The organism is Streptomyces sp. NPDC029836, assembly GCF_055574495.1.
In genome coordinates this window covers 362534-386178 of record NZ_JBVHZI010000001.1, presented here as the reverse complement: position 1 = coordinate 386178, position 23645 = coordinate 362534, and the positions used below count along the sequence as shown (strand labels likewise).

At 73.1% G+C, this 23645-nt stretch carries 25 protein-coding genes and 1 pseudogene; 15 read left to right on the top strand and 11 right to left on the bottom strand.

Annotated features, from left to right (window positions below):
• The first annotated feature begins 45 nt into the window (after positions 1-45).
• The 3 genes from ACZ4XJ_RS01890 to ACZ4XJ_RS01880 all read left to right on the top strand — a co-directional run bounded on the left by ACZ4XJ_RS01890 (position 46) and on the right by ACZ4XJ_RS01880 (position 2369).
• Positions 46-408, top strand: coding sequence for a cupin domain-containing protein (locus tag ACZ4XJ_RS01890; protein WP_468494932.1), 363 nt, complete (start codon positions 46-48; stop codon positions 406-408).
• Positions 409-556: 148 nt separating this feature from the next.
• The gene (locus tag ACZ4XJ_RS01885) at positions 557-1519 is read left to right on the top strand and encodes an aldo/keto reductase (protein ID WP_468494931.1); all 963 of its coding nucleotides are present in this window, start codon (positions 557-559) and stop codon (positions 1517-1519) included.
• A gap of 58 nt (positions 1520-1577) precedes the next feature.
• A complete protein-coding gene (locus tag ACZ4XJ_RS01880; protein ID WP_362880005.1) occupies positions 1578-2369 on the top strand; it encodes a class I SAM-dependent methyltransferase in 792 nt (263 codons plus the stop codon).
• Here the strand turns inward: ACZ4XJ_RS01880 and ACZ4XJ_RS01875 are convergent.
• From ACZ4XJ_RS01875 to ACZ4XJ_RS01865, 3 genes are all read right to left on the bottom strand, one after another.
• Positions 2331-3059: a DUF2278 family protein gene (locus ACZ4XJ_RS01875; protein WP_362880004.1), complete on the bottom strand. Its 729-nt coding sequence runs from the start codon at positions 3057-3059 to the stop codon at positions 2331-2333. The two genes, ACZ4XJ_RS01880 and ACZ4XJ_RS01875, sit on opposite strands and share 39 nt — an antisense overlap.
• An 82-nt stretch (positions 3060-3141) precedes the next feature.
• Positions 3142-3684 carry a heme-binding beta-barrel domain-containing protein gene (locus tag ACZ4XJ_RS01870; RefSeq protein ID WP_468495434.1) on the bottom strand — a complete coding sequence of 181 codons (543 nt, stop codon included), beginning with the start codon at positions 3682-3684 and terminating at the stop codon, positions 3142-3144.
• A gap of 39 nt (positions 3685-3723) precedes the next feature.
• On the bottom strand, positions 3724-4575 hold the full coding sequence (locus ACZ4XJ_RS01865; protein WP_362880000.1) for a peptidoglycan recognition protein family protein: 852 nt from the start codon (positions 4573-4575) through the stop codon (positions 3724-3726).
• A gap of 358 nt (positions 4576-4933) precedes the next feature.
• On the opposite strand from ACZ4XJ_RS01865, the gene ACZ4XJ_RS01860 reads away from it, so the two are divergent.
• Complete coding sequence (locus ACZ4XJ_RS01860) at positions 4934-5992, top strand: polyprenyl synthetase family protein (RefSeq protein ID WP_362880089.1); 1059 nt, start codon at positions 4934-4936, stop codon at positions 5990-5992.
• 55 nt (positions 5993-6047) lie between these two features.
• Here ACZ4XJ_RS01860 and ACZ4XJ_RS01855 read toward each other — a convergent pair whose 3' ends face one another.
• The 3 genes from ACZ4XJ_RS01855 to ACZ4XJ_RS01845 all read right to left on the bottom strand — a co-directional run bounded on the left by ACZ4XJ_RS01855 (position 6048) and on the right by ACZ4XJ_RS01845 (position 9904).
• Positions 6048-6884, bottom strand: coding sequence for an isocitrate lyase/PEP mutase family protein (locus tag ACZ4XJ_RS01855; RefSeq protein ID WP_362879999.1), 837 nt, complete (start codon positions 6882-6884; stop codon positions 6048-6050).
• Between the two features lie 247 nt (positions 6885-7131).
• Positions 7132-8502 carry an FAD-binding oxidoreductase gene (locus ACZ4XJ_RS01850; protein ID WP_468494930.1) on the bottom strand — a complete coding sequence of 457 codons (1371 nt, stop codon included), beginning with the start codon at positions 8500-8502 and terminating at the stop codon, positions 7132-7134.
• Positions 8503-8704: 202 nt separating this feature from the next.
• Entirely contained in the window at positions 8705-9904 is a 1200-nt protein-coding gene (locus ACZ4XJ_RS01845) for a serine hydrolase domain-containing protein (protein ID WP_468494929.1), read from the bottom strand.
• A 224-nt stretch (positions 9905-10128) separates the two neighbouring features.
• Between ACZ4XJ_RS01845 and ACZ4XJ_RS01840 the strand changes: the two genes are divergently transcribed.
• The gene (locus ACZ4XJ_RS01840; RefSeq protein ID WP_362879995.1) at positions 10129-10644 is read left to right on the top strand and encodes a DoxX family protein; all 516 of its coding nucleotides are present in this window, start codon (positions 10129-10131) and stop codon (positions 10642-10644) included.
• Between the two features lie 235 nt (positions 10645-10879).
• Positions 10880-11293 carry a VOC family protein gene (locus ACZ4XJ_RS01835; RefSeq protein WP_468494928.1) on the top strand — a complete coding sequence of 138 codons (414 nt, stop codon included), beginning with the start codon at positions 10880-10882 and terminating at the stop codon, positions 11291-11293.
• 69 nt (positions 11294-11362) lie between these two features.
• Here ACZ4XJ_RS01835 and ACZ4XJ_RS01830 read toward each other — a convergent pair whose 3' ends face one another.
• On the bottom strand, positions 11363-12934 hold the full coding sequence (locus ACZ4XJ_RS01830; protein WP_362879991.1) for an alpha/beta hydrolase: 1572 nt from the start codon (positions 12932-12934) through the stop codon (positions 11363-11365).
• A gap of 380 nt (positions 12935-13314) precedes the next feature.
• Between ACZ4XJ_RS01830 and ACZ4XJ_RS01825 the strand changes: the two genes are divergently transcribed.
• The 5 genes from ACZ4XJ_RS01825 to ACZ4XJ_RS01805 all read left to right on the top strand — a co-directional run bounded on the left by ACZ4XJ_RS01825 (position 13315) and on the right by ACZ4XJ_RS01805 (position 17303).
• A complete protein-coding gene (locus ACZ4XJ_RS01825) occupies positions 13315-13848 on the top strand; it encodes a hypothetical protein (protein ID WP_362880088.1) in 534 nt (177 codons plus the stop codon).
• 85 nt (positions 13849-13933) lie between these two features.
• Positions 13934-14458 (top strand): GNAT family N-acetyltransferase, encoded by a 525-nt coding sequence (locus ACZ4XJ_RS01820; protein WP_362879989.1) that lies wholly within the window; start codon positions 13934-13936, stop codon positions 14456-14458.
• Between the two features lie 99 nt (positions 14459-14557).
• Complete coding sequence (locus ACZ4XJ_RS01815) at positions 14558-15346, top strand: hypothetical protein (RefSeq protein ID WP_468494927.1); 789 nt, start codon at positions 14558-14560, stop codon at positions 15344-15346.
• A 146-nt stretch (positions 15347-15492) separates the two neighbouring features.
• Positions 15493-16644, top strand: coding sequence for a cation diffusion facilitator family transporter (locus tag ACZ4XJ_RS01810; RefSeq protein ID WP_468494926.1), 1152 nt, complete (start codon positions 15493-15495; stop codon positions 16642-16644).
• Between the two features lie 281 nt (positions 16645-16925).
• Positions 16926-17303 (top strand): hypothetical protein, encoded by a 378-nt coding sequence (locus tag ACZ4XJ_RS01805; protein WP_362879984.1) that lies wholly within the window; start codon positions 16926-16928, stop codon positions 17301-17303.
• A gap of 47 nt (positions 17304-17350) precedes the next feature.
• Here the strand turns inward: ACZ4XJ_RS01805 and ACZ4XJ_RS01800 are convergent, their stop codons facing one another.
• Positions 17351-17848, bottom strand: coding sequence for a hypothetical protein (locus tag ACZ4XJ_RS01800; protein ID WP_468494925.1), 498 nt, complete (start codon positions 17846-17848; stop codon positions 17351-17353).
• Between the two features lie 174 nt (positions 17849-18022).
• Here ACZ4XJ_RS01800 and ACZ4XJ_RS01795 point away from each other — a divergent pair, with 174 nt between their 5' ends.
• Entirely contained in the window at positions 18023-18769 is a 747-nt protein-coding gene (locus ACZ4XJ_RS01795) for a ribonuclease H family protein (protein ID WP_468494924.1), read from the top strand.
• 210 nt (positions 18770-18979) lie between these two features.
• On the opposite strand, the gene ACZ4XJ_RS01790 is transcribed toward ACZ4XJ_RS01795, so the two are convergent.
• Complete coding sequence (locus ACZ4XJ_RS01790) at positions 18980-20275, bottom strand: serine hydrolase domain-containing protein (protein ID WP_362884494.1); 1296 nt, start codon at positions 20273-20275, stop codon at positions 18980-18982.
• Between the two features lie 179 nt (positions 20276-20454).
• Positions 20455-20736, bottom strand: coding sequence for a hypothetical protein (locus tag ACZ4XJ_RS01785; protein ID WP_362884492.1), 282 nt, complete (start codon positions 20734-20736; stop codon positions 20455-20457).
• A 479-nt stretch (positions 20737-21215) separates the two neighbouring features.
• Here ACZ4XJ_RS01785 and ACZ4XJ_RS01780 point away from each other — a divergent pair, with 479 nt between their 5' ends.
• The gene (locus ACZ4XJ_RS01780) at positions 21216-21659 is read left to right on the top strand and encodes a hypothetical protein (protein WP_468494923.1); all 444 of its coding nucleotides are present in this window, start codon (positions 21216-21218) and stop codon (positions 21657-21659) included.
• Positions 21660-21994: 335 nt separating this feature from the next.
• Positions 21995-22569, top strand: a pseudogene (locus tag ACZ4XJ_RS01775) (YbaK/EbsC family protein).
• A gap of 54 nt (positions 22570-22623) precedes the next feature.
• Here ACZ4XJ_RS01775 and ACZ4XJ_RS01770 read toward each other — a convergent pair.
• Positions 22624-22788: a hypothetical protein gene (locus ACZ4XJ_RS01770; protein ID WP_362884498.1), complete on the bottom strand. Its 165-nt coding sequence runs from the start codon at positions 22786-22788 to the stop codon at positions 22624-22626.
• Between the two features lie 236 nt (positions 22789-23024).
• Between ACZ4XJ_RS01770 and ACZ4XJ_RS01765 the strand changes: the two genes are divergently transcribed.
• Positions 23025-23597, top strand: coding sequence for a putative glycolipid-binding domain-containing protein (locus ACZ4XJ_RS01765; protein ID WP_468494922.1), 573 nt, complete (start codon positions 23025-23027; stop codon positions 23595-23597).
• The last annotated feature ends 48 nt before the right edge of the window (positions 23598-23645 follow it).

Sequence of the window (23645 nt, the reverse complement as noted above, 5' to 3'; positions counted from 1 at the left end):
GGGGGACGTATCGCACGCACGACCCAGGTGAGCGAGGGAAGACCCATGACGGCGACCACGCGCGAGAGCACACCGGTGGAGATCGAGGGCGGCGGCGTCGAGCTGCGGACCCGGGAGATCGGGGGCGGTCTGTCCGTCGCCTTCGTCCGGTTCCCCGAGGGAACCGACATGACTCCCGCCCTCAAGGGCATGCCGGACGGGATGTGCCCCTGCCCGCACTGGGGATACCTGCTCAAGGGCCGGCTGAAGATGGTGACGCGGGACGGCGACGAGGTCTACGAGGCGGGGCAGGCCTTCTACTGGCCCGCCGGTCACGTCCCCGTCGCCCTCGAGGACTGCGAGTACGTCGACTTCTCCCCGACGCGGGAGTTCACCGAGGTCGTGGACCACATCAAGGGCCAGGGCTGACAGGACCCCGGACGCCGACAGCACGAGGCCCCGGGGCTTCGCGGCCCCGGGGCCTCGTACGGTCACTTCGCTTGACCGCTCCTTCAACGATCCGCAGGCCGGGACGTCACGGCCCGGAGCGCGGCGCCGCACGCTTTAGGGTGGGCGCGTGACGATCGAACCGAACGCGCGAACGAGTGAGTACCGGGTGCTGTACGGGTGCATGGGGCTGGGCGGGAGCTGGGGCCCGGAGCCGTACGGTCCGTCGGACATCTACACCGCCGAGGCGGCGATATCGGCGGCGCTCGACAGCGGTATCACCGTCTTCGACCACGCCGACATCTACCGGCACGGCAAGGCCGAGGCCGTGTTCGGCGAGGTCCTCGCCCGGACCCCGGGGCTCCGCGAGCGCGTCACCCTGCAGACCAAGTGCGGGATCCGTCTCGCGGACGACAACGGCCCGGGCCGCTACGACCTGCGCGCCGCGAGCATCACCCGCCGGGTGGAGGAGAGCCTTACCCGGCTGCGGACCGACGTCATCGACGTCCTGCTCCTGCACCGCCCCGACCCGCTCGCCGACCCCGACGAGATCGCCGGGGCGCTGACGTCCCTGCACCGGCAGGGCCTCGTACGGGCCTTCGGCGTGTCCAACATGGCGGCGCCGCAGATCGCACGGCTCCAGGCCCGGCTCGACGTACCGCTCGTGGCCAACCAGTTGGAGATGAGCCTGCACCGGCGCGACTGGGTCGAGGCCGGCGTCCTGCTCAACACCGACGGGGCCACCGCCAACGGCTTCCCGTTCGGCACCCTGGAACACTGCCTCGAGCACGGCATCCGCCTCCAGGCCTGGGGCGCCCTCGCCCAGGGCCGCTACACCGGCCGCCAGGAGACCCCCGCCGACCGGGCCACCGCCGACCTCCTGGCCGACCTCGCCCGGCGCAAGGGCACCACCCCCGAAACCGTCCTGCTGTGGTGGCTGGCGCGCCACCCCGCCGGCATCGCACCCGTCGTCGGCAGCGCCCGCCCCGAGCGCATCCGCGCCTGCCGCGACGCGGCCCTGCGCGCACCCGACCTCACCCACGAGGAGTGGTACGCGCTGTGGACCACCGCCCGCGGCGTACCGCTGCCGTAGGGGCCACCGCCCGTGTCGTAACACCCCCGCGCGGTCGCTCCGGGCCGATAGTGGGCCTGTGAGCGAGAGCGCGGAGGGACCCGGCCCGGCCGGTGAAACGGGCGGCGCGGCCTGGTCCGGGAGCGAGGGCGCGCAGGCCTACGCGGCGATGGAGGCGGCCACGAACCGGCTGCTCGGCTACCCGTTCGTCTTCGGGACGCTGTCCCGCCGGATCGGCGCCGGCTCCGTCCTCGTGGACTACGGCTGCGGCCCCGGCAAGGTCGCCGACAGCGCCGCCCGCAGGCTCGGCGCCTACGTCATCGGCGTGGACATCTCCCCGCAGATGCTGGAACTGGCCCGCGACGGCGCCCGCGCCGTCGCGGAGTTCCACCTCGTCGAGGACGGACGGGTCACCACGCTGGCGGACGGCTGCGCCGACGCCGTCATGTGCAACCACGTCCTGGCCTCACTGCCCACCCGGGAGGCGGTGCTCGACGTCCTCACGGAGATCCGCCGCCTCCTGCGCCCCGGCGGCCTCTTCGTCCTGCTGAGCACCGACCCCGCGCACAGCGGTACCCCGTACGCCTCCCTGCGCATCGGCGAACCGGGGGAGGAGTACGGGCCCGGGGACCGGCTCACCGTACGGCTGCTGCGCACCGACGGCTCCTGGGAGGAGCGCGACAACCACGCGTGGCCCGTGGACCTGCTCCCCGGCCTGCTGGAGCGCGCCGGGTTCGGTGACATCGCCCAACTCCGGCCCACCGTCGCCGAAGCCCTGACCGTCGCGGACCCCGACCTCGTCCGCAGCCGCCCCTGGCAGGCCGAACGCGTCTCACCCCCGCTCGTCATCACCACCGGCCGCGCCGTCTGACCCCCCGGCCGCCGGGGCGTCCCGGCTCGGTGGGGGCGCCGGGTGGCCGGCGTCGTCCGTCAGGTCGAGTTGCGTGGAGAACCTGCTCAGGAAGACGTCGTACCACCCGTCCGGGCGACGGGTGAGGGTGGCGCCGTCCTGCCAGGTGCCGTTGTCGTCCCACCACCGGCTGCCGTACGGATCGCCCTGGTTCTGGTGGATGTTGTGCATGCCCGGGCCGTGGTGGGTGAAGGGTTCGCCGAAGACGAGGATCGGCCTTCCGGGCACCAGCATGGGTTCCAGCGCGTCGGCGGCATCGAGGTTGGAGCCCGAGACCCACGGCCGCGGCGGGCTCCACCGGTCCGCGAGCGCCCGCAGCCAACCCGCGCGCGGCAGCAGACGGCCGCGCCGGTCGGCGAGCGCCGGATGCCGCAGGTAGTCCAGGGCGCCCGAACCGGAACTCATGGAGAGGTCGTGGTACCCGGGAGCCAACGAGGGCACCGGGTCGAGCACGGACGGCGCCAGGACGAGCGTCCGCCACCGCACACCGGTGGCGGACCGTTCGCTGTCCACGTCGACGGCGCACCGGTGGCGCCCGCCGGGCGCGTCGACCTCCAGGTTGACGTGGAACCAGGCGCCCCGGTCGTCGGGCCGGTCGCGGAAGTGCCGGTGCAGGGTCCCTGACAGCACGCCGTAGGCGTCGAATGGCATGCCGACCAGTCAACCACCGGCCCCGCCCGCCCCCGCGCCCGGACGCGCGGTCCGCCCGGGCGCGCGGGGACGACCACCGCCGTCAGGACGGGCGGCGGCGCAGACGCGTCGTCAGGTGGTGCTGGAGCGGCAGGCCCACGGCCGCCATGTCGTGGAGCACGGTCAGCTCCCCGTCGCCGAGGGTGTAGCGGCGTCGGGTGGCGGTGACCTCCTTGGCCTTCGGGGTCAGCGCCACCTCGTCCGTGCGGATCTCGAACTCGGACCCGTTCACCTGCCCGACGTACGTCTCGACGATCCCCGTGGGGTGGGCCAGGACGACCTCCAGGGACGCGTCGGGCAACACCCGCCACCACCCGGCCTCACGGCCGGCCGGCCGCACCGGGGCGCCGGACCCGTCGATGAGCCAGGCGCGCGCCTCGTACCGCAGGAAGGGGCGCCCGTCGTGGCTGAAGGTGACCTCCTGCTCGTAGCGGAAGTCCGCGTCGAGGGTCGGGTACTGGCCTTCGCCCCGGCCGTGCCAGCGTCCCAACAGGCCAAGAACCGGGTCCAGTTGCGGATGCGGGGTGGGCCCCTCGCCGAGGACGTGGCTGTCGGGGTACGGATTGTCCTGCACCGGCTCGAACATGTTCACCTTCGTCTTTATGGAGGTCGCGCGCGCCGCAGCCTAGCGCGGCGTACGCCCGGACCCGCCCGCACCCCGGGCGGTGGAGCCGCGTCCCGTCCAGCGGGCGAGCTCCCCGTCCAGCGCGCCCGGGGGAAGATACTCCGCCGGGCCGGCCCACGCGTCGCGGCCCTCGTACACGGGGAAGTCGGGGAAACCCGGCTGCTGCGCCGGCTCGCCCAGGCGGACGCCGAGGCGCACCGCGACGTCCTTGCGCAGGCGGGGGAGGAGCGCGTACAGGCGATCGCCGGGGCAGGCGGTGTCGTTGAAGTCCCGGTGGCCGTGGATCTCCGTCGGCGCGATCCCGTACCGGTCGCAGATGTGCGTGCACAAGGAGACGAGGGCCTCGAACTGCTGGGCGGGGGGCTCCTCGCTGGTGTAGGTGCCCTCGTTCTCGATGCCGACGGACACGTCGTTGCGTCCGACGCAGTGCGCCGAACGCACCTGCCGCCGGCCCGACTCCAGCTCGGCGAGACTGTGGTGGCGGCCCTCGGTGACGAAGGCGCCGCGACTGATGGTGAAGTGCTGGCCGGTGTCGATCCAGCCCTGGATGTCCATGTGGTAGTTCTGGATCGCCCGCGCGAGGGCGAACGCCCGTTGCTGCGAGTAGTCCTCGACGTTCCGGGTCGCCGTGTGGTGCACCACGATCTGTTTCGGCGGCGCGGCCAGGATCACCACGGACTCGGACGGCGGCCGGGCTCCCCACGCCGCGCAGCCGAAGACCGCCGGCCCCGCGGCGGCCGCCGCGTGGGCACGTCCGGCCGCGGGCCACCCGGCCGCCGCTCCCAGCCCGAGCGCACCGGCCAGGACCATCCGACGGCTGGGGCCGGGCGAAGCGAGGGCGCGAGCGCGCATGGGGAGCTCCTTGAGACGAGGACGAGGACGGCGCCACGGGCCGTGGCGCCGACCGCCCAACGACCGGGTGATCACCCGGCAACGACCTGACGACCGGACGGGGGAGGCACTGCCCCCGTTCGGACGTGCGCGCGAACGTATGATCGTTCCCGTCGGACCCGGCCCGGGCCGCCCGCCCGGAATCCGCCCAGGAGAACCGCACATGATCCCCGCCGCAGACCCGCCCGCCCAGCCGGACCGCTCGGCGGGTTCCACCGGGCGCCCGCCCTCCCCGGCGGGGCCGTCGGCGGCGCCGTCACCCGAGGTCGGTTCCGCCGGGCACGCGCCCTCCCCGGTCGAGCCGTCCCCGTCCGACCGGATGCGCAGCCGGCTCGCCGGGTACGAACGGCATTTCGCGCGGCTCTTCGCCGACTGGTTCGACGGCCTCGAACGCACCCTGGACGCACCCCCGCACAGCGCGTTCGCCCCCGAATGCCTGACCCTGCTGCGGGAGCTGTCCCTGCGCGGCGGCAAGCGCCTGCGCGTCGCCCTGATCCACGAGGCGGCCCGCCTGGTGACGACCGAGCCCGTCCCGGGACTGGACGACGCCGCCCTGAGCATCGAACTCCTGCAAACCCACGGTCTGATCCACGACGACATCATCGACAACAGCCCCACCCGCCGCTCCGGCCCCTCCACCCACCACGCCTACCGCGCCCGCTTCCCCGAACACCCCCAGGTGGCCCTCGGCCTGGCCGTCCTCGCCGGCGACCTCGCCGCGTTCCTCTCCCAGCAGGTCCTCCTCGACTCCACCGCGCCCCTCCCGCTGCGCCACGCCATGCTGGAGGTCCAGACCCGGGCGGCCACGGCCACCCTCCTCGGCCAGATCGCCGATCTGGAAAGGGACTTCACCGCGCTCCCCGACGAGGAGACCCTGCACGAGGTCGCCGAATACAAGTCGGCCCGCTACTCGATCCTCGCCCCGCTCCAACTGGGCCTGCTGGCCGCCGGCGCCGACCCCCGGCCGTTCGACGCGGAGCTGCGCCGCTACGCACGTCTGGTCGGGATCTGCGGACAGATGCGCGACGACCACCTGGACCTGTTCGGCGACGCCCCCACCCTGGGCAAGCCCCCGGGCAACGACCTGCGCGAGGGTCGGCGCAGCTACGCCGTCACCGCCGTCCTCGCCGCCGCCGGCGGCCGGGACCTGGCCGTGGTCGAGGCGGCGCTCGGCGACCCGCACTGCTCCGCCGACACCGTGGCTGCGGTGCGCGACATCGGGCGCCGTTGCGGCGCCGAGGAGCGCCTGCGCGCGGGCGTCGAGCGGCACGCCGTACGGGCCGCCGCCGAGGCGGCGCGCTGGCGGCCCCGCTGGCGCGAGGAGGCGGTGGCCTTCTTCGAGGCGCTGCCGCTCCAGGTGCTGGCCGGGGTGGGGTGACCCGCAGGGCTCGGCGCACCAGCGCCGAGCCCCCTCGCGTCGCTTCCGCGCCGGCTCAGGGCGCCAGGTTGCGGGCCAACAGCTCGGTGGAGCGGGCCACACCGATGGAGTCGGGGGTCGGCTCCGGCAACAGGCCGTCGCGGGACATCAGTTCACCGAGGGCCGCGTCCATCGCCCGGTGCGCGGCGAACAGGCAGGGAGTGCTGTAGACGGCGGCGGCCACACCGAGTCCGGCCAGCTCGGTGAGGGAGAGCCGGGGGGAGCGGCCGCCCTCGATCTGGTTGAAGAGCAGCGGCGTGTCCCCGACCGCCTCGTGGATCAACTTCAGCTGTGCGGTGCTCCGTACGCCGTCCACGAGCACCATGTCGGCGCCGGCGGCGGCCAGTTGGCGGGCCCGAAGCAGCATCTCGGCCTCCTCCGTGGCGTCGGTGCGGGCCACCACGAACAGGTCACCGCGCGCGTCCAGGACCCGGCGGAGCTTGGCCAGGTACTGCGGCAGGGGCAGGATCTGCTTGCCGTCCGCGTGCCCGCAGCGGCGCGGGCGCTGTTGGTCCTCCAGCACGACGCCCGAGGCGCCCGCCCGCTCCAGGCGCCGTACGACGTGGGCGGCGACCTCCGGGTCGCCGTACCCGTCGTCGATGTCCACCAACAGGTGGTGGCGGGGGAAGGCGGACCGCAGCCGTTCCGTGAACGCCACCATGTCCGGCCAGGCGATGAAGCCCACGTCCGGCAGCCCGTAGTGGGACGCCGCGAAGCCGAAGCCGGAAACGAACAGGGCGTCGTGGTGGCCGGCCGCCACGGAGGCCGAGTACATGTCGTACACCCCCAGGAGCGGGGTCGTACCCGGCCCCGCGAGGGACTCCCTCAGCGCGCTTGCGTAGTGCCGGACCACTGTGCCTCCTCGGTGTGCGGGACCGCGAACCGGACCCGGTCCGGGGATCCTCGCGGGGCGGCCCCGCGCAGGAACGATCCGGCCGCGCGTGTCCGCGCGCCGTTCACCCCTACGGGAGCGCGCCGACCGCCGGCGCCGGGTCCCGGAACTCCGCCGACGCGCCGTCGAGGCGGGCCGGCAGCGCCTGACCGCCCCGCTCAGCCCGCGCCCGCCGCGCCTGATGAACCGAGCCGGGAGCGCCCGACGATCACGGGGCGATGTTCTGGTTCAGGTGGAAGAGGTTCCCCGGGTCGTACCGGCGCTTGACCTCGACCAACCTGTCGTAGTTGCCCTTGTAGTTGACCCGGATCCGGTCCTGGTCGTCGTCCGCCATGAAGTTGATGTAACCGCCCTCCTGCGAATGCGGGGCCGTGGCCGCGTAGTAGTCGCGCACCCACGCGGTGTTCGCCTCGTTGTCGGCGGCGTCGGGCCACATCCCCGCGATGACCGTCGCGAAGGAGGCGTCCCGGTAGGCGAAGGCGGTGGCATCGGGCGCCACCCGGTGACAGGCACCGTTGATGGGATAGATGTGCACGGTCGAGTTCACCGCCGGCACGAGCGGCCCGTACCGCAGGTGGGCCTCGATCGCCTCGTCGGTCAGCTCGGTGACGAAGTTCGCCTTCCAGTAGTGCTGGAGCCCGGGCGGCACGAGCGCGTCGAAGGCGGAGTTGAGCGCCGGGTACGGCATCGGGCCGACGTGCTCGGCGACCACCGGGGCCATCTCGTGGAAGGGGCGCAGGGCCGCCTCGCCCGCCTCGATGGGCCCCGCCCAGCAGGCCACGATCAGCAGGAACGGATCACCGTGGCGGTCCTGCGGGATGAACGGCAACGGCGGGGCGATCTGGAAGGCCGGGAACGCCCCCAACTGCTCCGGCGCGTCGGCGATCAGCTCGCGGAACCCCCGCAGGACGGCGCCTGCGTCCTTCAGCTCGAACAGCATCGGCCCGCCGTAGACGTCCCGGACGGGAGCGAGCCGGAACTCGAAGGACGTCACCGCCCCGAAGTTCCCGCTGCCGCCGCGCAGCGCCCAGAACAGGTCCGGGTGCTGCTCCTCGTCGGCGACGAGGAGCTCGCCGTCCGCGGTCACCACGTCCGCCGACACCAGGTTGTCGCAGCTCAGACCGAGTCCGCGGGCGAGGTGGCCGATTCCGCCGCCCAGGGTCAGCCCGCCGACGCCGGTGGTGGAGATGATCCCGCCGGTCGTGGCCAGGCCGAAGGCGTGCGTCGCCGCGTTGAAGTCGCCCCAGGTCGCGCCGCCCTCCGCCCGAGCGGTACCGCGTACGGGGTCCACCCGGACCCCGCGCATCCCGGACAGGTCGGCGACCACGCCGTCGTCGCAGGTGCCGAAGCCGGGCACGCTGTGCGCGCCGCCGCGGACCGCCAGGTCCAGGTCGTTCTCGCGGGCGAATCCGACCGCGGCCATGACGTCACCGGCGTTGACGCAGCGCGCGACGGCGGCCGGTCGCCGGTCGATCATGGCGTTGTGGACCTTGCGCGCCTCGTCGTAGGCCTCGTCCTGCGGCGTGAGCACCCCACCGCGGACCCGTTCACGCAGGTGGTCGATCGAGAGCTTGCCCATGGCTGCTGCTCCTCGTGGCCTGCCCCCGCGCGGTGCGCGGGGGGAAACCGCCCCGGTGGCAGCGCGGCGGCACAGTGGGACCGCCCCCTGGAGGACACCGCTGCCGCCTGCCACCGCAGCGGGGCCCTATTTCACGCTACGCCGATGGGCCGCAGCATCAACCGGAACCCTCGGGGGCCGGGCCCTCCGGCGCGGCGCGGGCTCAGTGGCGCAGCAGGGCGCACACGAAGTCCTCCTGGACCTCCCGGACGCGCTCGATCAGCTCGGGCTTGTGGGTGAGCGAGGCCTGCGTGGTCATCGAGAAGGTGAGCGAGCGACGGCCGTCCGCCGTGGCCGCCGCGAGCTGTGTGTAGCCCGGGGTGTTCCCGGTGTGGCCGTACACCGCCCCGCAGCGGGTCGTGTACCGGTAGATCGCCAGCCCCGCGTCGGTGCGTCCGGGGCCGGGCGGCTGGGAGAGGCCGGCGGGCAGGAACGTGAACTGCCGGCGCCGGGTCCGCTCCGACACCAGCTCACCGCCCGCGTACGCCCGGATGAACTCCGTCAGGTCCCGCGGGGTCGAGACGATGCCGCCCGAAGCCCAGGCCCCGGAGGCGCCGACCGCCTCGCTGACGTCCTCGGGCTCCTCCGGCGGCTCGACCGCGTAGCCGTGCAGGAACGGTACGGGCAGCCGGTAGCCGCCGGGCAGGCTCGTCCGCTCCAGGCCGAGCGGCTCGTACACCAGGTCCCGCAGCAGGTCCTCGTAGCGGCGCCCGGTCACGGCCTCGGCCATGAGGGCGACGGCGATGTTGTCCGAGTTCGAGTACTGGTAGCGGCTCCCGGGACGGAAGGCGAGGTCCTCCCCGGCGACGAACCCCAGCAACCGGCGCGACTCGAACCGGTGCCGGGGGTCCGCGGTGACGATCTCGCGGAACTCCGGGGAGGCCGAGTAATCGGGAAGTCCGCTGGTGTGCTGCAGGAGCTGAGCCAGCGTCACCGCGTGCCAGGCCCTCGGCTGCCGGGGCAGCACCTCGCCGATCGTGTCGTCCAGCCGAAGCCGGCCGCGGTCGACGAGCCGGAGGGCCACCGCCCCGCTGAAGGCCTTGGCGACGCTGGCGATCCGCATGTGGTCCGACGGCGCGGGCCGCCGCCCGGTCTCCAGGTCGGCCACCCCCGCCCGGTACACCTCGCTACGGTCACCGTCCTTGAGGACGGCGATGACCCCGGGCGGCCCACCGGGGGCGTTCACCAGCTCCTGGAGCCCCTCGCGCAGGGCCGCCGACCCCCGGCCCCCGGGATCGCGGTCGGTGCCGGCGTACGCGGGCGGTACGAGGAGGCCGGCGGCGGCCGCGCACAGCAGGGCGGTCGCGAGCAGCCGCCGCCCGGGGCGGACCCGGTTGCCGTCGGGGTTCGACCGTGGGGACATGGAGGTACCTCCGGATTGGGGACGGGTGCCCGGTCACGATGGCAGGGACCCGCCGCGGGCGGGCGGTGACACGGCCGCGCGCCCGGGCCCGCTGCTCCATCCGGACCCGTGACCGCCGGCGGGCCCGGATGGCGGATCCGCGCCCCGATCCGGGGGAGACGGCGCCCGGAGGGATACGCATGTCCGGCACGGCTTCGTGATCGGCACTCACCCGGAGGTTCCCCATGACCTGCATCAACCGACGAGACCTGGCCCTGCTGGCGCTGCGGACGGGCACCGGCGCGGTACTGATGGCGCACGGGACGCAGAAGCTGTTCGGCTGGTTCGGCGGCGCCGGACTGGACGGCACGGCCGCCGGCATGGAACGCATGGGCTTCACGCCCGGCCGACGCAGTGCCGTCGCCGCCGCCTTGGGCGAGGCCGGCGGCGGCGCCCTGCTGGTGCTGGGCCTGGCCACCCCGGCGGCGGGAGCGGCCGCCGCGGGCGCCATGGCGGGCGCGGTGGCCGTGCACGCGCCCGCCGGGTTCTTCGCCCAGGAGGGCGGCTACGAGTACCCCGCCTTCCTGGGGTTCACGGCGGCCGCCGTGGGCCTCGCGGGAGCGGGCCGCTACTCCGTCGACCACGCCACCGGCCACACCTTCGACCGGCCCTGGACGTTGGCCCTCGCCTTCGGGGGCAGCGCCCTCGCGGCCGCCGCGGTGCTCACGAAGCGGGCCCGGGAACGGCAGGACGCCGCGTAGCGGGACCCGCGGACGGGGCGCGGTGCGGAGCGCCGCGGGTCGGCCGGGAGCACGGGCACCGGACGGCGCGACCGTGGCCGCGGGGCACATCGGAGCCCCCGGGCTCTTCGACGGTCCGAGCCGAGCCCGGACGTGGGAGGCGGCTTAGGTCGTCGTCCTCGGAGGGTGATCCGCCGGAAAGGGCCCGGGCCTGCCTCCAACTTGGACTCATGTGATCGTGTGACAGGATCGCGGGATGCTACGACTCACCGACTTCATCATCGACTGTCCGGACACGATGAAGCTGGCAGCCTTCTACTCCGACGTGACGGGGCTCCCGGTCAAGGACGGCAGTAACGAGAACTGGGCCGGTATCGCGTTCGGCGAGATCGAACTGGCCTTCGTCCAGGTGGAGGACTACCGCGCCCCGCGGTGGCCCGACAGCGAACACCCCAAGCAGTTCCACCTCGACTTCGAGGTCGATGACATCGAGACCGAACAACGCCGCGTCCTGGCCCTCGGCGCGACCCTGCGGCGGGACTGCGTCGAACCCGACGGCTACGGCTTCCGCATCTACGCCGACCCCGTCGGCCACCCCTTCTGCCTCTGCCGCAACAAGGGTGTCATCTGGACCGATCAGGGCCTCACCTGGCCCACGCGCGACCAATAGGTCGGCCGGCGCAGCACGCGCCCGGTGCACCGGAAGGTGCGCCGGGCGCGTGCCGCGGGTCGGGGCGGGCTACTTGCAGACCGTTCCGTCCGCCGGAGCGGTGCCGTCCACCAGGAAGGTGTCGATCGCCTTGGTGGCGCAGGTGTTGGTGCCGTACGTGCCGTGGCCCTCGCCCTCCACCGTCACGTTCACGCCGACGCCCTTGCCGAGCGCGTCGGCCATCCGCTTCGCGCCCTCGACCGGGGTGGCCGGGTCACCGGCGTTGCCGATGACCAGGATCGGCGCCGCGCCGGCCGCGTCGACCACCGGCTTGTCCGTCGTACCGCGCACCGGCCACTGGGAGCAGGCGAGCAGGCCCTCGACCATGTCCGGCCCGAAGACGGGCGACGCCGCGAGGAAGGTCGGCTCCTGGGCCTTCGCCTCCTCGGCCGTGTGCCGGCGGTTCGTGTCGACGCAGTTGATGGCCATGTTCGCGGCGTGCATGTTGCTGTAACGGCCGTCGTCGCCGCGCCCGTTGTAGCCGTCCGCGATGGCCAGCAGGAGGTTGCCCGTACCGTTCTGCATGGCTTCGCCGAGACCCTGGACGAGGTAGTCCCAGCCCTCCTTGTCGTAGAGGGTGGCGACGATGCCGGTCAGGGCGTGTTCCGAAGTCAGCTTGCGGCCGCCCTCGGTCGGGGCGGGCTTCGTCTTCAGCTTCTCCAGCAGGGCGATGATCCGCTTGTTGCCCTCGGCGTCGCTCGGCCCGGTCGGGCAGTTGGCCGTGTACTTGTCCCGGCAGTACTTCATGGCGTGGTTCAGCGCCAACTGGAAGCCCTTGGCCTGACCCAGGGCCCCCTGCACCTCGTCGGCGGTGGGGTCGACCACGGCGTCCAGCACCGTGCGACCGACGTTGCCCGGGAACAGGTGGGCGTAGACGCCGCCCAACTGGGTGCCGTAGGAGATCCCGAAGTAGTTGAGCTTCTGGTCGCCGAGCACCTGCCGCAGCAGGTCCATGTCGCGGGCCGCGTTGACCGTGCCCACGTGGGGGAGGACCTTCGCGGAGTTCTGCTTGCAGGCTTCCGTGAACTTCCGGACGTCCTCCAGCGGGTCCGCGCTCTCCACCGCCTGGTCCAGCGTCCTGTCGTCCAGGCAGGTGACTCCGGCGCTGTTGCCCACCCCGCGCGGGTCGAAGCTGACGAGGTCGTACACCGCGTTGAGCTTCTTGTAATCGGTGGCGGCGTCCGGCAGCGTTTGCACGCCCGAACCTCCTGGCCCGCCGAAGTTGTAGACCAGCGAACCGACGCGCTTGCCCGTGTCCGTGGCCTTCTTGCGGATCAGCGCGACATCGAGGGTCTCGCCGTCCGGCTTGGCGTAGTCGAGGGGTGCCTTCATCGTGGCGCACTCCCAGCCGCTGCCGGGGGCCTTGCCGCCACCCTGGGCGGCGGACGGCGCCGGGCACTTCTGCCAGTCGGGCTTCTGCCCGGTCAGTGACGCGGGCAGAACGGCCGGCTTGGCCTCGGCGCCGGCCGAGGGCGAGGCCGACGCCTTCGGGTCGGCCTTGTCCTTCGCCTCCCCACCGCAACCCGCTAGCGCGGGCACGGCCAGCAGGGCGGCGGCGGCGAGGGCCGCCACCCGGGCGGGGCGACGTATGAGGTGGGCCATGGTGGTGCTCCTGCGCGAAAGGTCCTGGTGAGGTATCCAGACGATAAACGCTGCGAGCCGGCCCCCGGACCACCGAACGGCCCAGTCCGTTGCGCGGGGGACCGAGCGGCCGGTCGAAGGGAGTGATGACGTACGCGGTGACGTCCCGTTGACAGTGCGCCCGGCCGCGTGCGACAAAGACATTCAGGCCGTGTTCGGCCGAAGTGCCCCCCATCGCCCTGACCGTCTTCGCCCTGATGTGACGTTCACCTCGCGACCCACCCGCCCCGCGCTGCGCTCCGTAGCGAGGCCGCTCGGCGCGAACCCGCCGTCCCCGGTCGCGAAGACGTCAAAAACCCGGCACACCACCGCATACGTGAACGGACGGCCCTCCCTTGACGATGATTCCCGGATCCCGTGTACCCGGTCGGACCTGGACTGTCCGGCTGATCGGCCACGGCGACCACAGCGTCTCCGTCACCTGCAGCGTCGACGCCTGCCGGATGCCGCCCCGGTCGAAGGACACCGTGGCCATGCGCCGCTTCGCCGCCGAACACGCCCGCGCGCACGCCCGCCTGGCGACGGTGCGTCCCAACGCCGCGTGTGCCTGCGGCGCCGCCGAATGCGCCTTCCACGAGGGCAGCCGGGCCTCCTGCGCGGGCATGCCGCTGCTCGTCCTCGTCCACAACCCGGCCGTGGGGCAGGTCTGGACGCTCGCGGAGGTCTGCCAGTCCTGCGCGCCCCTGATCGGCAACCTCTCCGTCCTCGGCCGCGCCCAACGCCCTGCCGCCGCAGGGGCTCCCGCCGCCGTCCCCGCCGTCGCACAGCAGACCCGTACGGCGGTTCCCGGCGGCTTCTCCTCGCCGCAGGCCGCCCCCGAAGCCTCGCCCGCCCGTCGGCGCCCCCAACGCGGCGGCCCCCGACGCGCCCGCTGACGACCCCGCAGCACCCGCAGGCGCCCGTACCGCACCCGAGGGCCGCCGCGACCGGCCAGGATGACCGGCTGTTATCGTGCGGGACATGCCCGAACTGATCGCACCCACGGCCGGGCTGCACTCCTCCTGGCTCGCCGCACGCGCCGAATGGGGCGCCGACGCCCCCATGGACGGAGCCGGCCTCGGCTCCGACGACGACGTCGAGACCCCCGAGGGATTCGCCGCCTGGGTGGAGCGGTTGCGCGGCTACTCGGACCGCACGCTTCCGGTCGAACAGGGCCGCGTCCACGCCACGTACTGGTGGATCGTCGAGGACGACACCTACCTCGGTGCCATCGACCTGCGGCACTACCTGAACGCCTTCCTCCTCGACGCGGGCGGCCACATCGGCTACAGCGTGCGCCCCTCGGCGCGCGGCCGCGGCGTGGCCGGCCGGGCACTGACCGCCGTACTGCACGAGGCTCGGGTGCTCGGCATGGACCGCGTCCTGCTCACCTGCGACCCCGACAACACCGCCTCGATCCGGACCATCGAGCGGGCGGGCGGCGAACTGGAGGACGTGCGCGAGACCCTCATCGGGCCCAAACGGCGATACTGGATCGACCTTTAGGGCGCTCAGGGCTCCCCTCCGCATCCTCGCCCGACCAACGTGATGAGGCTGTGATCTGCGGCGGTTCTGTTCGGCCGTGGAGATCGCTACGGTGCGACCGTGGCGCACAACGATGAGATACCGCCGGGCCCGAAGGCGCCGGACGAGGACAAGTGGAACGCGTTGCTCGCGGAGTACGAGCGGAGCGGCGCGGGCCCCGAACCCGAAGCTCCCGCACCCCGACGGGCATGGGTGCGCAACGCCGCGATGGCCCTGACGGCGGCGGCGGTCGCCTTCGCCGTCCTGAAGCTCACGGGCTACGCGTCCGAGGAGGACGCCGGGAAGCCGGCGGCCGCGCCTGCCGCACCGGCCGCGTCGGGCACGTCCGCCGGCGCCGCGGACCGGCCCCCGATACCGCAGGCGGACGCCTTCCCGGCGTCCGTACCGGACGGAGCCGGCGGCACCTACACCAGGGTCGGCGCCGCCACACCGAACCCGTGCGCCGAACCCGGTACGGTCGGCCCGCGCTTGGCCGATCTGATCGCCGGGAGCAAGGGCTGCGTCGGGCAGCACGTCGCGCTGTACAAGGACGCCCGGAACAACCAGTTCAACCTGGTCCTGTTCACCATGAAGGACCCCCGGGACACCCTGATGCTGGTGAACGAGCTGGCCATGGCCTTCGACGACTACCAGGTCGCGGCGCAGGCGCCGCCGCCCGCCTCGGGGCTGCCGACCCTGCCGCCGGACAGCGGGATGGTGCAGTCCTTCACCGGCCACGGCCGCGTCATGGTCGTGGGGCTGGGCCAGTGGTCCGACGGCCGCACGGCGGACTTCCAGAAACTGGTCGACCGACTGCAGCCGTTGCAGCAAGCCGTCGCCATGAACGTCGGCCGTTACGAGACCGAGTAGACCCGCGCGTCGGTCCGCCCCGGGGGCCGGCCGGCCGCGACCGGCGCGCTGCTGGCCGCAGCGTGCAGTTGCATGCGCATCGCAGCTGGTGAGAGGGGGTAGGACGGCTGTAGCCGCAATGGGTTCCGTATGCGACGGTGAGCTTCATGGAGGCGAATCAGCGCCCGCGAAAGGCCACCCACCCGCACCCGCACGAGCACCCGCATCACGCGCACGAGCACCCGCATCACCCGCACCCGCATCACGCGCACGCGCATGACGCGCACGATCCCGACGCGGGCCACGGTTCCGGCGGATCGTTGTGGGCCCGGCTCGGGCACCGGCTCGGCCATCTGCTCACGCCGCACCGCCACGAGGCCGCCGACAAGGTCGACACGGCGATGACGGCATCCCGCGAGGGCATGCGCACGCTGTGGATCTCGCTGGCCATCCTGGGGGCGACGACGCTGGTCCAGGCCCTGGTGGTCGCCCTGTCGGGGTCGGTGGCCCTGCTCGGCGACACCGTCCACAACGCCGCCGACGCGCTGACCTCCGTACCGCTGGGCATCGCCTTCCTGCTCGGCAGGCGGGCCGCCAACCGGCGCTACACGTACGGCTACGGCCGGGCGGAGGACCTCGCGGGGATCGTCATCGTGGCCACCATCGCCGCCTCCGCGGCGCTCGCCGCCTACGTGGCCGTCGACCGACTCGTCAACCCGCGCGACATCACCCACCTGTGGGCGGTGTCCGCGGCCGCCCTGGTGGGCTTCGCGGGCAACGAGTGGGTCGCCCGCTACCGCATCCGGACCGGTCGCCGCATCGGCTCGGCCGCGCTGGTGGCCGACGGACTGCACGCCCGCACCGACGGGTTCGGCTCCCTCGCGGTACTCCTCGGCGCCGCCGGCGCGGCCCTCGGCGTGCCCGTGGCGGACCCCGTCGTCGGCCTCCTGATCACCCTCGCCATCCTGTTCGTCCTGGCCACGGCCGCCCGCGAGGTCTGCCGACGGCTGATGGACGCGGTCGACCCGGCCCTCGTGGACGCCGCCGAGCACGCGCTGGGACAGGTGGACGGAGTCCTCGGCCCCGGCCGGATCCGGCTGCGTTGGATCGGACACACCCTGCGCGCCGAGGCCGACATCGTCGTGAATCCGCACCTCACCGTCGTCCGCGCCCACGCCCTCGCGGTGGCGGCGGAGCACGCGCTGATCCACGCCATCCCCCGCCTGACGGCCGCCACGGTCCACACCGACCACACCCGCCCCGACCCCTGCTCCCCGGACCCCCACGCGACCCTGACCCACCACCCCCACCCCCACTGACCGGCGGCCCTCCGCCCCGTGACGCAGGCCGCCCGCCGCCCGCGGCGCGGCCGCGCCTACGGCTGGACGTCGGCCGCCTCGATGGCGTCCAGCCTCGTGCGGCCCGTCGGGCGGCGCTTCGTGAGGGGACCCGGCCGATGCAATCAGACGAATGAGCGAAGGTCGGGCATAGATTCTACTTTCACCTGATTGTGCTGAAATTCAGACAATCCTGTGATCCCTATGGGAATCTGCTGCGCACGGCCGGACGCGCACGCTGACGGCCGCACAGGGGAGGTTTCATGCGTGGATCGCTGCTCCGGAAGAGTCGCTCGGTCCTGGTCGGTTCGTTGATGGCGATGGGTGTCGTCGGTCTCACCGCCGCTCCGGCCAGTGCGTGGACAGGGGGGAACGTCTGGGTCAACTTCGGCAGTTGGAACTGTCCCGGCGGAGGGTCCGTCGTCGGCGTGTACTGGGGCGTGGACGCCTATTCGAGTGGGCCGGCCGGGGGTGACTGGGGCGACAACGTCATCTACCCGCGCGTTCGGGTCGGGTCGGGTGCCTACAACACCTTGAGCTACCAGGTGATGTGCAAGAAGTGGGGCTGGTACACCTACCGCGGTGTCGTCAGTCAGCGCACCCTGACGCCGTACAAGTCGGGCGTGAGCTACACCTACTGACCGGCCGGCGGCCGGCGGCATCTCCTCCAGCGATGCCGCCGGCCCGCTCACAACGGTGTCTTCGACCCCGCACCACCGGGTTGCGCCGGAATCCAGGGGAGCGGTTGCGCCGAGGCCTCCCTCGGGTCGGGCTCGTCCATGATCACGCACCAGCCGCCCACCTCGGCGTTCCCCCAGATCGTGACCATGACCGCTTTGACCTGCTGGGTCTTGTGGAAGTACAGCACGACCAACTGGCGCTTGGACCCCTCGTCGTAGAAGTCCGCAGTGACCTGCCCGCGGGCTCCGTCGCCGAACGCGCCGACCCAGTTCCCGGCCGTCGCCTTCGCCGCCCGGGTGCCCGCCTTGTCCCCGGCCAGCGACGCCAGTCTCTCCGGGTCCGCCTCGGCGATCCCCCAGACCAGCTCCTGGGCGATGCCGAGCGTCCCCGTGCTGGGGTAGCCGACCACGGCCAGCGGCGGGTGGTACCCGTACGCGCTCGCGTAGCGGATGTCCGCCTCGTCCGTCGACGAGCAGCCGGTGAGCAGGAGCAGCCCGACCCCCACGGCGACACCCAGGCGCGACGCGGCCACACTTCTGCCGGCCCTCATCGGAGCCCCACTGTTCGCCGGCATCCACCGGAACGCGTTCTCATGGCCGTGACCGTAGCCGCGTCCTCCGTCGGCCCCCGCGGCGGGGCCCGGGCCCCGGCGGGTGTGACGGTGAGGCATGATCGGGGGATGTCTGAACGCATCATTGCCGCCTGCGACGGGGCGTCCAAGGGAAACCCGGGACCTGCCGGATGGGGCTGGGTCATCGCGGACGCCGAGGGGCGCCCCGAGCGCTGGGAATCCGGCGCGCTGGGGCGCGCCACCAACAACGTCGGTGAACTGACCGCACTCCAGCGGCTCTTGGAGGCGCTGGTGCCGGGAACACAGGTAGAGATCCGCATGGACTCCCAGTACGCCATGAAGGCCGTGACCCAGTGGCTGCCCGGATGGAAGCGCAACGGGTGGAAGACCTCCGGGGGCAAGGCGGTCGCCAACCGCGAACTGGTCGAGGAGATCGATCGGCTGCTGACCGAGCACGACGTGACCTTCCTCTACGTTCCTGCCCACCGGGAGGACGGAGACCACCTGAACGCGATCGCCGACCGGGCCGCCGGCGACGCGGCGATCAGCCAGCAGGCCGCGGGAACCGCTCTCGGCGCGACGGACTTCCCCGTCCCGGCGCCGGTGACCGGAGCCCCGGCCCGCAGCAGCCGGACCGCCAAGGCGTCCGGCGCCAACTCCGGCTCCGGCTCCAGCTCCGGCTCCGGCTCCGCGAACAAGGCGAGGAGCGGTGCCTCCCGGCCCATCAAGGCCAAGTTCCCGGGAACCTGCCCGTGCGGACAGCCGTACGCGGCGGGGGAGATGATCGCCAAGCACGGCAAGCGCTGGGGCCACGAGGCGTGCGCCGCCTCCGCGCCGAGCGACAACTCGGCCTGAACGTCAGCCCCTTCGGCAGCCGGTCCGCACGGGCCGAACCGAGCCGGCACAGGGCATCCTGTCCGGATGCGGACTCCGCCGCGCCCGCAGGCGCGCCGCCGAAGCCGGCGACGTGTACGGGGTACAGGTGACGCTCGTGGTCCCGCCGGCCACCGAACGCCCGACGGGGCCGCCGTGACCGTGCCCGGCACGGTCACGGCGGCCCGGCAATCAGCGGGCGTTGCGCTCCGGCAGGTCCACCTCGGCCGGCGCGACCGTCACGGCCGAGCGGCCCGGCGCGGACGCGTCGTTCGTGGCGGAGGAGAAGCCGCGCGCGGTGGCCTTGACCGGCTTCTTGCCGCAGAACGCCGCTTCGAGCGTGCCGCCGAGCGCCGTGTTCGCCACGCCGCGGTTCGAGGTGTTGGCCATCGCGGTGAGGCTGCGCTTGCCGTCACGGGTGGCGAAGGCGTAGGTGTAGAAGCCCTGCACGGTGCCGGTGTGCCCGTACACCGAGGTGCCGCAGGACAGGTCGTAGCGGCGCAGACCGAGCCCGTAGAAACGGGTGTTGGTCGCGTCGGTGGGGGTCATCGTCAGCATCGCGTCCAGCGACCGGGACGACAGCAGCTTGCCGGTCACCAGCGCGGACATGAAGGTGCTGAGGTCGGCGGGGTTCGAGATCATCGCGCCGGCCGACTGCGCCCAGGACACGGTCTGTTCCGTCGAGTCGACCAGCGGCGCGCCGGCCTCGTCCGGGGTGAGGTAACCGCGGGTGTGCAACCCCTTGATCTCCGTGCCCGGGTGCACGTACGACGTGTCGCGCAGCTTCAGGGGCTTGATGATCCGGCGCTCGTACTCCTTCGCGACCGGACGTCCCGTGGCCTTCTCGATCAGCATGCCGACGACCACGAAGTTGGCGTTCGAGTACTTGTACGACACGCCGGGCTCGGTGGTGCGCGGCTCGCTCAGCGACAGGGTCACCAGGTCCTGGTAGCTGAACTGCTTGTTCCGCACGGCTTCGAAGCCGGGGACGGTCTCGTTGAACATGGCGTTCGTGTAGTCCGCCAGCCCGCTGCGGTGCGTCAGCAGGTGGCGCACGGTGATCCGGTCGTCCGGCAGCAGCCCGGGGAGGTAGTGGTTGACCGCAGTGTCCAGCTCGATCTTCTTCTCGTCGACCAGCTGGAGCAGCACGACGCTGGAGAAGGTCTTGGTGACGCTGCCGATCCGGAACCGGGCGCGGGTGTCCATCGCCGCGCCGGTGGTCTGGTCGCGCACGCCGACCGTCCTGCTCTGCACGCCGTCGACCCCACCGATGCGGGCCATCGCGCCCGGGGCACCCTCGGCGGTCGTGTTCCGCAGCGCCTGGAGGAGAGCCTCCAGATCGGGCGCGGGCAGCCCGGACTTGGAGGTCTGCGCGGCCTCGGCGGCCGGGGCCTGAGCGGTGGCCGGGGCGGCCTGGGCGGCGGTCGCCGGAGCGACACCGGCCACCACGGCCAGCAGGGCGGCGCCGGCGGCCAGGCGTCGGTTCATGGGCAGGGGCACGTTGGTCCTCGACTCTGTCGATATCTGTGGGAGGTCCCGGGGCCGCCGGACCGCATGCCGGAAGGCTCGGTCGGCGGACGGGCCGATCACGAGCTTACGAAAGATCAACGGCGAGCGGGAACCGCGGCCCCGAGGGACCCGGTGGAGCGAGTCGCGCGATGCCGGCCCTACTTGGGGTTGGTCACCTCCACCCAGGACTCCCACTTCCCGCTGACGGTGTGGTGCACCACGTAGGGGCCGCCGGACACGGCCGTGGCCTTGCTCAGCTCGGAGAGCACGTGCACGTCGAAGGACACGCCGTTGATGTGGTCGATGTCGGCCGCGAGCACCTTGCGCACGTACCCCTCGGGGTCGGCGCGCATCTCCGCCAGCCCCTTCTCGTCCGTGGTGAGTTCGAAGACTTCGAGCTCACGCGTCTCGACGTCGACGATGCGCCGCACGTTCGCCATGGGACAGGTCCTTTCGTGGGTTGCCCCCAGCTTGGGGCGGGCGGACCCCGGGACGGCCCAACCCGGTCGGCCGCCCGGCCGAGGAGCCCTCGTTCGGCTCACATCCGACCGCCGCGCACCCGGTTGCTCGAAGCGACGGCCCGGCAAACCGTTCGACGCCGGCGCGGACCGCTGCCCGGCCTCGGTCCGTGCGCCAACTCACCTCCATCACGATCGCCTTGACCGTCCCTGCCGAGGGCGTGGCGGGCGGTACGTCCGCGGCCGTCCCGGACCGAGAGGCTCCGTACGCAGTGCCGTTCGTCGGCGCACCCGGAGCTCGTCGCGCTGGACGAGCGGCGCACCGAACTCCTCGACCGCGGCCTCGCGGACCGGGGCCACGTCGACCCCGAGGACGTCACCCGGATCGTCCAGTGGCCCGTGGCGTACTGAGCCCCCGGCCGAACTCCCGAGGAACCGGGGCCGACCGGTACCCTGACGCGATGGTGAACGACGAGGACCGGATACTCGCGGACGCGCTGGGCGCGGCGGGTGCCATCGGCGGCGGATCCGGCGGGCGGTTCGGGGCCAGGTTGGCGGCGCGGTACCTGCGCAAGGACGTCCACGAAACCGCGCTGACCCTGGAACTCCCCCTGGACCGGGCGGCGACGCACGTGGGTGTGACGCTGGCCCGCGTGGGCCGCCTCCTGGACACCACCCCCGATCGGGGCGGCCCGGAGGTCGGGTCCGTGCTGCGGGCGCTCGTCGGCGGCGGCTTCGCGGGCATGAACCCGGTGGTGGTCACCGTGACCCTGACCCCCGCCGGCCCCGGCACCACCACGGTGGCCGTCCGCGGCGCGGCGAAGGAAGGCCTGATCAAACAACACGCGGGCCGCAAGACCACCTGTCTGGTCAGCGACCTGCTGGCCGCTCCCGGCACCCCCTGACCCGGGTCCCGGAGCGGCCGGGCGGTGGTCCTCGGACGTGGGCGACCGGGCCCTGCGTGGCCTTGAGGTGCTGCATCGCGGTCAGCTTGTGGACGAAGAGCAGGGCCGGCACGGCGGCCACCACGGTCGTCAGGTCGCTCACCCCGCCGACGGCGGAAACGGTGCGGATCTCCTCGGGCGTCTGCGCCGCGAGGCGGCCCGAGTCGCCGAAGATATGTCATGCTCCTGCCCACCGTCCCGGCCACCGTGCACCGGGTTCGGCACCGGACGGGACCGGGGTCCGCCCGGAAAGCGGAGGGGATCGTCCGCCACCGGGCCGCTGTTACCGTACGGGCATGCGCGCTCCGATCGGCCCCTTCACCCATGCCCGGCCCGCCCCCGACTGCCTCGACGAGCTGACGCTCCCCGTCGCGGAGGCCGTGCGCGGCCTCGCCGGGGACCTGCCCGTCGAGGAGATCGTGTACGTCGACACCGACCCGGCCATCGCCGACACCGCGGCCTTCGTCGCCCACTTCGGGCAGGAGCTGCTCGACAAGTCGGCGAACTGCGTCGTCGTCGCGGCCAAGCGGGGCGGTGGGACGACCCTGGCGGCCTGCCTGGTGCTCTCCGGCGCCCGCGTCGACGTCAACGGCACCGTCCGGCGCCACCTGGGCGCCCGCAAGGTGTCCTTCGCCCCATGGCGACCGCCGTGGAGCTGACCGGCATGGAGTACGGCGGGATCACTCCGCTGGGCCTGCCCGCCGACTGGGCGCTCCTGGTGGATCCTGCCGTCGCCGAACTGCCCCACGTGCTCGTCGGCAGCGGCAGCCGTCGCGGCAAGCTCATCGTCCCGGGACGGTTCTTCGCGCGGCTCCCCGGCGCCGAACCGGTCGCCGGCCTCGCCGTGGGATCGGGTCCCGACGTCCGCTGAGTGTCATCCGGGTGTCATCACCCCGCCGACCGGACGGGGCACCACGGCCGCGCGCTAGGACGTCCGCCAGGTGGGCATGCCCGCCGGGGCTCGGCGGGCCATCACCTGGGCGAGGGCCCGGTGGATCTCCTCGGCCTCCCGCCGGACCTGGCCCGGTACATCGCCCCGCTCCCGTATGAGCTGGTCGTAGATCGGCGCGTCGCTGCTGATGCTGCTCACTTCGGACTTCGCTCCCCTGAAGCCGGCGCCTTCGGCCGGGCGGGCACAAGTGTAGGGGTGCGCCCTCCCGGCGGCGGAACGAAGACCGCCCCCGGCCGGCCCGGAAGGGTGTCCGACCGGCCGCCCCGCCGCACAACCACCGTGGCGGGAAGGCCTATCCGTCGAGGCCGAGCGGGTCCGGCGCCACCGGCGAATCGATCCGCCCCGGGTCCCGCCAGGGGCCTAGGGTCGTCCCCATGAACACGCGCAGTCTCGTACGGACCTGGGACATCCTCCCCGACCGCGGCCAGGCGACGGCCTGGGTCCGGCTCACCGAAGGCGGCCTCACGGCCCGGGGGCGGGCCGTGGGCCTGGACCCCGAGCCGTACTGGGTGACGTACGCCCTGGAGACGGCCGACGACTACGTGACCTCGCGCCTGTTCGTCACCGTCGAGACGGAGGACGCCACCCGGACCCTCGACCTGCGCCACGCCGGCGGTCGCTGGAGCGCCGACGGTTCGCACCGCCCCGACCTCGACGGCGCGCTCGACTGCGACCTGGGCCTGTGCCCGTTGACGAACACGATGCCGGTCCTGCGGCACGGGCTGCACCTCCACCCCGCCCGCCCGGCGCACCGATTCCTGATGGCCTGGGTGTCCGTCCCCGGCCTGGAGGTCTCGGCGAGCCACCAGACGTACACCCCGCTGGAGACGCAGGGGCCCGCCGCGGTCGTCCGCTACGAGTCCGACGGCTTCCGCAGCGACATCACCTTCGACGACAACGGCCTGGTCCTCGACTACCCGGACCTGGCCACGACACTGACCCGCTGACCCGCGGGCTCAGGCACGCCCGGCGCGACCGTCGGAGCGCGCCAAACG

Coding starts and splice junctions, on each gene's coding strand:
- ACZ4XJ_RS01890 (WP_468494932.1), top strand. CDS start 46: ATGACGGCGACCACGCGCGAGAGCACACCGGTGGAGATCGAGGGCGGC.
- ACZ4XJ_RS01875 (WP_362880004.1), bottom strand. CDS start 3,059: ATGCCATTCGACGCCTACGGCGTGCTGTCAGGGACCCTGCACCGGCAC.
- ACZ4XJ_RS01870 (WP_468495434.1), bottom strand. CDS start 3,684: ATGTTCGAGCCGGTGCAGGACAATCCGTACCCCGACAGCCACGTCCTC.
- ACZ4XJ_RS01865 (WP_362880000.1), bottom strand. CDS start 4,575: ATGCGCGCTCGCGCCCTCGCTTCGCCCGGCCCCAGCCGTCGGATGGTC.
- ACZ4XJ_RS01860 (WP_362880089.1), top strand. CDS start 4,934: ATGCGCAGCCGGCTCGCCGGGTACGAACGGCATTTCGCGCGGCTCTTC.
- ACZ4XJ_RS01850 (WP_468494930.1), bottom strand. CDS start 8,502: ATGGGCAAGCTCTCGATCGACCACCTGCGTGAACGGGTCCGCGGTGGG.
- ACZ4XJ_RS01845 (WP_468494929.1), bottom strand. CDS start 9,904: ATGTCCCCACGGTCGAACCCCGACGGCAACCGGGTCCGCCCCGGGCGG.
- ACZ4XJ_RS01840 (WP_362879995.1), top strand. CDS start 10,129: ATGACCTGCATCAACCGACGAGACCTGGCCCTGCTGGCGCTGCGGACG.
- ACZ4XJ_RS01835 (WP_468494928.1), top strand. CDS start 10,880: ATGCTACGACTCACCGACTTCATCATCGACTGTCCGGACACGATGAAG.
- ACZ4XJ_RS01830 (WP_362879991.1), bottom strand. CDS start 12,934: ATGGCCCACCTCATACGTCGCCCCGCCCGGGTGGCGGCCCTCGCCGCC.
- ACZ4XJ_RS01825 (WP_362880088.1), top strand. CDS start 13,315: ATGATTCCCGGATCCCGTGTACCCGGTCGGACCTGGACTGTCCGGCTG.
- ACZ4XJ_RS01820 (WP_362879989.1), top strand. CDS start 13,934: ATGCCCGAACTGATCGCACCCACGGCCGGGCTGCACTCCTCCTGGCTC.
- ACZ4XJ_RS01810 (WP_468494926.1), top strand. CDS start 15,493: ATGGAGGCGAATCAGCGCCCGCGAAAGGCCACCCACCCGCACCCGCAC.
- ACZ4XJ_RS01805 (WP_362879984.1), top strand. CDS start 16,926: ATGCGTGGATCGCTGCTCCGGAAGAGTCGCTCGGTCCTGGTCGGTTCG.
- ACZ4XJ_RS01795 (WP_468494924.1), top strand. CDS start 18,023: ATGTCTGAACGCATCATTGCCGCCTGCGACGGGGCGTCCAAGGGAAAC.
- ACZ4XJ_RS01790 (WP_362884494.1), bottom strand. CDS start 20,275: ATGAACCGACGCCTGGCCGCCGGCGCCGCCCTGCTGGCCGTGGTGGCC.
- ACZ4XJ_RS01785 (WP_362884492.1), bottom strand. CDS start 20,736: ATGGCGAACGTGCGGCGCATCGTCGACGTCGAGACGCGTGAGCTCGAA.
- ACZ4XJ_RS01780 (WP_468494923.1), top strand. CDS start 21,216: ATGGTGAACGACGAGGACCGGATACTCGCGGACGCGCTGGGCGCGGCG.
- ACZ4XJ_RS01765 (WP_468494922.1), top strand. CDS start 23,025: ATGAACACGCGCAGTCTCGTACGGACCTGGGACATCCTCCCCGACCGC.